Origin of the sequence: Microcoleus sp. T3_D1 (genome assembly GCF_036700405.1) — a bacterium.
Taxonomy (GTDB): Bacteria; Cyanobacteriota; Cyanobacteriia; order Cyanobacteriales; family Microcoleaceae; genus Microcoleus.
In genome coordinates, this window is record NZ_JAUBOV010000060.1 from 42,001 (window position 1) to 48,000 (window position 6,000).

General features: G+C 46.0%; 4 protein-coding genes. 3 read left to right on the forward strand and 1 reads right to left on the reverse strand.

Translation table 11 applies throughout. The annotated features are described in order from the left end of the window. Positions 1–223 precede the first annotated feature (223 nt). A complete protein-coding gene (locus QT992_RS23490; protein ID WP_333377829.1) occupies positions 224–1,159 on the reverse strand; it encodes an Rpn family recombination-promoting nuclease/putative transposase in 936 nt (311 codons plus the stop codon). Positions 1,160–1,638: 479 nt separating this feature from the next. Between QT992_RS23490 and QT992_RS23495 the strand changes: the two genes are divergently transcribed. The 3 genes from QT992_RS23495 to cutA all read left to right on the forward strand — a co-directional run bounded on the left by QT992_RS23495 (position 1,639) and on the right by cutA (position 5,884). Next, on the forward strand, positions 1,639–4,224 hold the full coding sequence (locus tag QT992_RS23495; protein ID WP_333377831.1) for a VIT domain-containing protein: 2,586 nt from the start codon (positions 1,639–1,641) through the stop codon (positions 4,222–4,224). Between the two features lie 254 nt (positions 4,225–4,478). Continuing rightward, the gene (locus QT992_RS23500; RefSeq protein WP_333315820.1) at positions 4,479–5,375 is read left to right on the forward strand and encodes a pentapeptide repeat-containing protein; all 897 of its coding nucleotides are present in this window, start codon (positions 4,479–4,481) and stop codon (positions 5,373–5,375) included. 188 nt (positions 5,376–5,563) lie between these two features. Beyond that, complete coding sequence (gene cutA / locus QT992_RS23505) at positions 5,564–5,884, forward strand: divalent-cation tolerance protein CutA (protein WP_333315819.1); 321 nt, start codon at positions 5,564–5,566, stop codon at positions 5,882–5,884. The last annotated feature ends 116 nt before the right edge of the window (positions 5,885–6,000 follow it).

Consider the following 6,000-nt stretch of genomic DNA (forward strand, 5'->3'; position numbering starts at 1 on the left):
GAGCTAAAATCAAAAATTGTCCAGCAGTGTTTGACCATTTATCAAATACGGCTGGGGATAGGACGAGTGGCCCACGACCTCGATCTGGCGGTTTGCAGGGGTTTTGAGCTTAATCGCCAATTTCAAAACAGTGGATTGTTCATCAGTGCGCTTTGGACTGATACCAGTCAAGGGCGATCGATCTTCGGAGAAAACCACATTCACCCTGGCTTTTTTCCCTTCCTCACAAATATGTCTGTAACCGATCTGTCACATCTGAGACACTGGTCAAATCTAAAACTGCCTCTCCTAAATTCTCTAATTGCTCAGCGGATAACTGACTGATGCGAGTTTGAATCTCCGACGACAACGGGCCGACACGGCGCTCCAACAGCCGCACAACTAACTCCAACTTTCCTTGTTTGATGCCTTGTTCGATGCCTTGTTCGATACCTTGTTCTCTCCCGATTCTAGTAGCTTTGGTAATTGCACCGCGCTGGTCTTGAATAAAAATTTCGCGCCTTTCTAAATCTTCCAATTCATCAGGATCGAGATTCGCTTCATTCGCAATTGCAAAAGCCTGCCTGAGTTCCGGCACATTTCCCAACTCTTCGGGAACAGACCGTAAAATTTGAGCAGTTTTCATGAAATATATCCACTTATCTGTCAGCGTTTCTAACTCCTGTAATGTCTTGTCAAATTTGGGCAGTTCAACAAATACAAGTTCAAATTCATCCGCTAGATATTCGGTTGAAAAACTTTTTTCTTTGAAAACAAAGCGCGAAATCACTGTTTCCAGATCCTCAAACATTTGAAAATCTGTAATCGTCAGAGCAATCACAGGGTTTAACAAGCTGTAACGGCTTCCTGTGGTTAGCTGCATTGAATAAGCTTTAGTGGCATTGTATAAAATCCGCTTCTCGAAGGACTCTACATTCAATACTTGCATTTCAATAATTACCGTTTTGTTGCCATCAATCTTAGCTTTGACATCCAAGTAAGTATCTTTTACTCCTTTGATTTTGGGAGCTAAATAGGGATCGATAATTTCTAAATCTTCGATGACGGGCTGTGCTTCGTAGAGCATGGCATTCAAGAAACTCATCAAAATGTCCTTACTCTCAGCAGAGCCGAAGATTTTTTTAAATGCAAAGTCGGTTTTGGGGTTAATAAAATTCATGGCTTTTTCAATTTATTAGAGATTGAGAGGTTGAGGTTAGAGTTATTTAATTATTTAACTATCATACAATCTTCTAGGTTGGGTTCGCGGACGATCGCCCCAACCGACCTCACCCAAATACGGATCAAGCGGCCGACAGCAGCCGCCCTGAGCAATCATGGCTTCGACAAAAGTTCCAGCGCCCAGTCCGCCCCTAGGCGAGTCAATCGATTTTAGATTTTAGATTTTAGATTTTAGATTTTAGAATTGAAGCATTGACCCAGCCCAAAAACGGATACGCTGCCACGTACAGGAGTCGTGGAAAGATAAAAATTTTAGACCCTAGTTCAAGCTCCCAGATTTATCTGTGGGGTAAATCCAAAATCTAAAATCAGCCCTGCGCGCTCAGTCATTTTTCCCAAAAAGCTAACTCAGGAACGTTTCGGCAATCGTAAAGTCATGATACACAAAGCACCTCAAGTCTGCTAAAAAAAACAGCTATGAAGTTTGTCTGCGTTCTATCCCCTCAACGGTTGCTTTGTGCTGGTATCGCATTGCTCGCTGCGATAGAGTGTGGCGCGTGGCTTGCTCCCCATGCAGCGCGGGCAAAAGATCCTGGGGAAAATTATTCGTCTGTGTCGCCGAAAATCCTCGCTAGTAACGATGTTAATTGCAATGGCGGACGATCGCCACAAAATCGCTGTCCTGTCGGCGGTTTGTTCGTCAAAACTCCCAATACGACCCCAGAACAAGTCTTTCCTCTCAAGCAGACGGAAGTTAAAGCCAAAATAGCTGGCAATATCTCCCGCGTCGAAGTTGTTCAGAAATTTGAAAATCCTTTTCCCGAATCTATAGAAGCTGTTTATGTATTTCCTTTGCCCGATGAAGCGGCGGTGGATGATATGGAAATTAAAATAGGCTCACGAATTATTAAAGCTGATATCAAACGCCGCGAGGAAGCTTTGGAAATGTACGAACAAGCCAGAAAGCAAGGCCGGAGTGCTGGTTTGTTGGAACAAGAACGCGACAATATTTTTACTCAGTCTCTGGCTAATATCAAACCGGGAGAAAAAATTGAAGTTACGATTCGCTACACCGAAAGTCTCAAGTTTGCTGGCGGCGATTACGAATTTGTGTTTCCAATGGTGGTAGGGCCTCGCTATATTTCGGGAAATTCGACCCCCCCCAACCCCCCCTTGCTAAGGGGGGGCGATTCTCAATTCCCCCCCTTAGCAAGGGAGGGCGATTCTCAATTCCCCCCCTTAGCAAGGGGGGGGCAGGGGGGGGTTAATACCGATGCCGATCGCATTAACCCGCCTGTTTTGCCTCCGGGAACGCGATCGGGTCACAATATTGCTGTTTCGGTAGAAATAGATGCCGGAGTTGCGATCGGCGATGTCCGCTCTACTTCCCATCAAATTACAACTGACCGCAGGGGAAATATTGTGCAAGTCCAATTAGCCAATTCTGACACAATTCCCAATAAAGATTTAATTTTGCGCTATCGAGTGGCGGGCGAAAATACGCGCTCAACTGTCTTGACTCAATCCGACCAGCGGGGCGGTCATTTTGCTACTTATTTGATTCCGGCATTAAACTACCAAACTAATGAAATTGTACCTAAAGATGTCGTGTTTCTGATGGATACTTCCGGTTCTCAAAAGGGCGAACCACTAGCAAAATCTAAGGAGTTGATGCGCCGCTTCATTCAAGGACTGAATCCCAACGATACTTTTACTATTATTGATTTTGCCAACACTACGCAAGCGCTTTCAACTACTCCTTTAGCGAATACGGCAGAAAATCGACAAAGCGCAATTAATTATATCGAAAAGTTGCAGGCTAACGGAGGCAGTGAACTGCTTAACGGCATTCAAGCAGTGATGAATTTTCCGGCGGCGGCTACGGGAAGGCTGCGGAGTATTGTATTAATTACGGATGGTTACATTGGTAATGAAAATGAAGTTTTGGCTCTGGTTAAGCAGAGTCTGAAACCGGGAAATCGACTTTATAGTTTTGGTGTCGGGGGTTCGGTGAATCGGTTTTTGCTCAACCGTTTGGCGGAAGTGGGAAGAGGCACATCTCAAGTAATTCGTCAAGATGAACCGTCAGCAGAAGCAGCAGAAAAGTTTTTTCGTGAAATTAATCGTCCGGTATTGACTAATATTCAAATTAGTTGGGAAGGAATGGGGGAAAAACCGGAGATTTATCCGATCGCACCCCCAGACTTGTTTGCGAGTGGGCCACTGGTTTTGTTTGGCAAAAAGACCGATCGAACTAACGGCCAACTTCGCATCCGCGGCACTCTTGCCGGCGGCAAAGCTTACGAGCAAGTTTTACCTGTTAATTTTGCTCAATCCGGCGGGCGGCAGCGGGAGTCAACTTCAGTCACAGCAACCGCTACGGATTTTGGCAATCCGGCGGTAGCTCAACTTTGGGCGCGATCGCGCATTAAAGATTTAATGAATCAAATGTTTGGTGGCGAGACTAAATCTCTAGTGGAAGCTGTGACTAATACTGCTCTGACTTATCGCTTGCTGTCGGAATACACGGCTTTTGTGGCTGTGAGCGAAGAAGTGCGAGTCGAACCCGATGGATCTCGTCGCAGGGTGCAAGTGCCTGTAGAATTGCCGCAGGGTGTCAGCTATGAGGGTATTTTCGAGTCTGGAGGGGCAGAGCCAACTAGGGGCGGCACTCGCAGCGTTACCTCGAATCGCAACTCGGCACCGGTGAGTCCAGCTCCTGCTATGGCGCCGCCGCGAGGTTACGGTGAGTTGCAACCATCGCAGCCAAAGGCTTCTCGCCTCCAAGTAGTTAGCGTCGAAGGGTTGGATGCCGGGGCGATCGCGGATTTGACTCAATACCTGCAATCTGTTAATCTCCCGGCGGGGGTTAGCGGTGAAACGGTATGGAAGTTATTGGTACAAGACGGCCGCGTTGCCCGATTGGCAATCGACACTAAAACCTCGACGCTGCAAGCAACAGACGCCGTAGAGGCTCTCAAGAGGGCCTTGAGTTCCTGGCAACCTCCTGCAGGATTCAAGGGCACGCTGCGCCTGAAGTTGCGAATAACGGTCGATCGTTAAGCAATGACTATCTATGTCAAGAAACATTAATTTTTAATTCAAAAATACCGAAACCGGGATCGCTACCGCGTGGAAGATATAAAATCTTTATTAAGAGATTGCCTTTAAACAGAAAGTGATGTTATTGGGATTTATACCGTTTGAGGCAAACGCTGGAACAGTCTAATTTCTGAAACAGTCTAATTTCTGAAACAACCTTAAGATTAGAGATTTCTCGATCGAAACCCCCCCAATCATAGAAGGTATCACGCCCTATGGAAGTTAGCGAACTGCTCAACAATTACGAAAAAGGACAAAGAGACTTTACTGGAGCCGACCTCAGCGGGAAAGACCTCAGCGGAGCAATCTTAATCGGAGTCAACCTTTCGCGAGCTAATCTTTCCGGGGCGAACCTCAGTAGGGCGTTTCTCACCAAAGCAACACTCAAAGGTGCACTGCTGCACAGAACAAATTTAACTTTTGCCAAAATGGGTGAAACCCAACTCTCAGGTGCAGATTTGACAAAAGCCAATCTCAGCGGTGCTTTTTTGGTAAAAGCAAAAATGCCGAGAGCAAAGTTAAGCGGCGCAACTTTAACTGGCGCAAACCTGCGGGGTGCTGTGTTGTGGAATGCCAATTTGTGCAGCGCCGACTTGCAATTAGTTAACTTGCTGGGCGCTAATCTGACTGCAGCTAATTTTAAGTGGGCCAACCTTTACGGTGCAAGGCTCAATAGTGCAAAACTTTTTGGAGCTCAATTAACAGGAGTCAGTTTGCGGCGAGCGCAGTTGGCTGGGGTGAATCTCTGCGGTGCAGATTTAAGCGGTGTTAACGTCAGTGAAGCTAAACTAATGGGAGCTAATTTGGAAGGCTCGAATTTGGCGGGGGCGAATTTCAGCGCGGCTCAGTTGCGGGGGGTGAAGTTGGCGGGTGCAAACTTAACCGGGGCTAAGTTGAGGGGAAGTTGTTTGAGAGGGGCAAATCTGAATTGGGCAAAGCTGTGTCAAGCAGATTTGATGGCTGCAGATTTGAGCGAGGCGACGTTAATAGGAGCTAATTTAGATAATGCTTTGTTGGCGGGAGCTATTTTGCCGGAATCTACTAGGCGCTATTTTTCCTTAGCTGGGGCTGGCAGAGTCAATTCTTGGGAAGTTAATGAGATTAACGGTTGATTGTTGACTGTTGACTGTTGACTGTTCACTGATGACTGAAAGCATCCAGGATACCCGCCACGTGATTCATCTGTGGAGAAATAAAAAACCTGTATCCGATAAAGGAGCCGAACGTATTTATCTCGCGCAAGTCAATGCTAAAATCTAAAATCTAAAATCTAAAATCGATTGACTGTTCACTGATTACTATGACAATTAATTTTGGGGTGGTGCTGGTAACTGCGGCATCGGAGGCGGAAGCGGAGAATCTCGCGAAATCTCTAGTTGAAAACAAGCTGGCTGCTTGTGTGAGTTTGTCACCAATTCGCTCGATTTATAGTTGGCAAGGCGAGATTCATGCCGAGTCAGAGTGGCAGTTGCTGATTAAAACTGATTTGGCTAAATTTGAGGCTTTAAAAACAAAAGTTCAGGAACTCCATTCCTATGAAGTTCCCGAAATTATTGCTATTCCTATTATCGCTGGCAGCGATGCTTATCTGAATTGGCTGGGACAATCTTTAAGTTTGTAGTAAGGACTTTAGTCCTAAATTATCCCATTGAAGAGGGACTGAAGGGGAGCATCTCAGTTTTGTAAAAAGCATTTTTTTTATTGTAGTGCGAGCGTCCCCGCTCGCGTATTGTACAA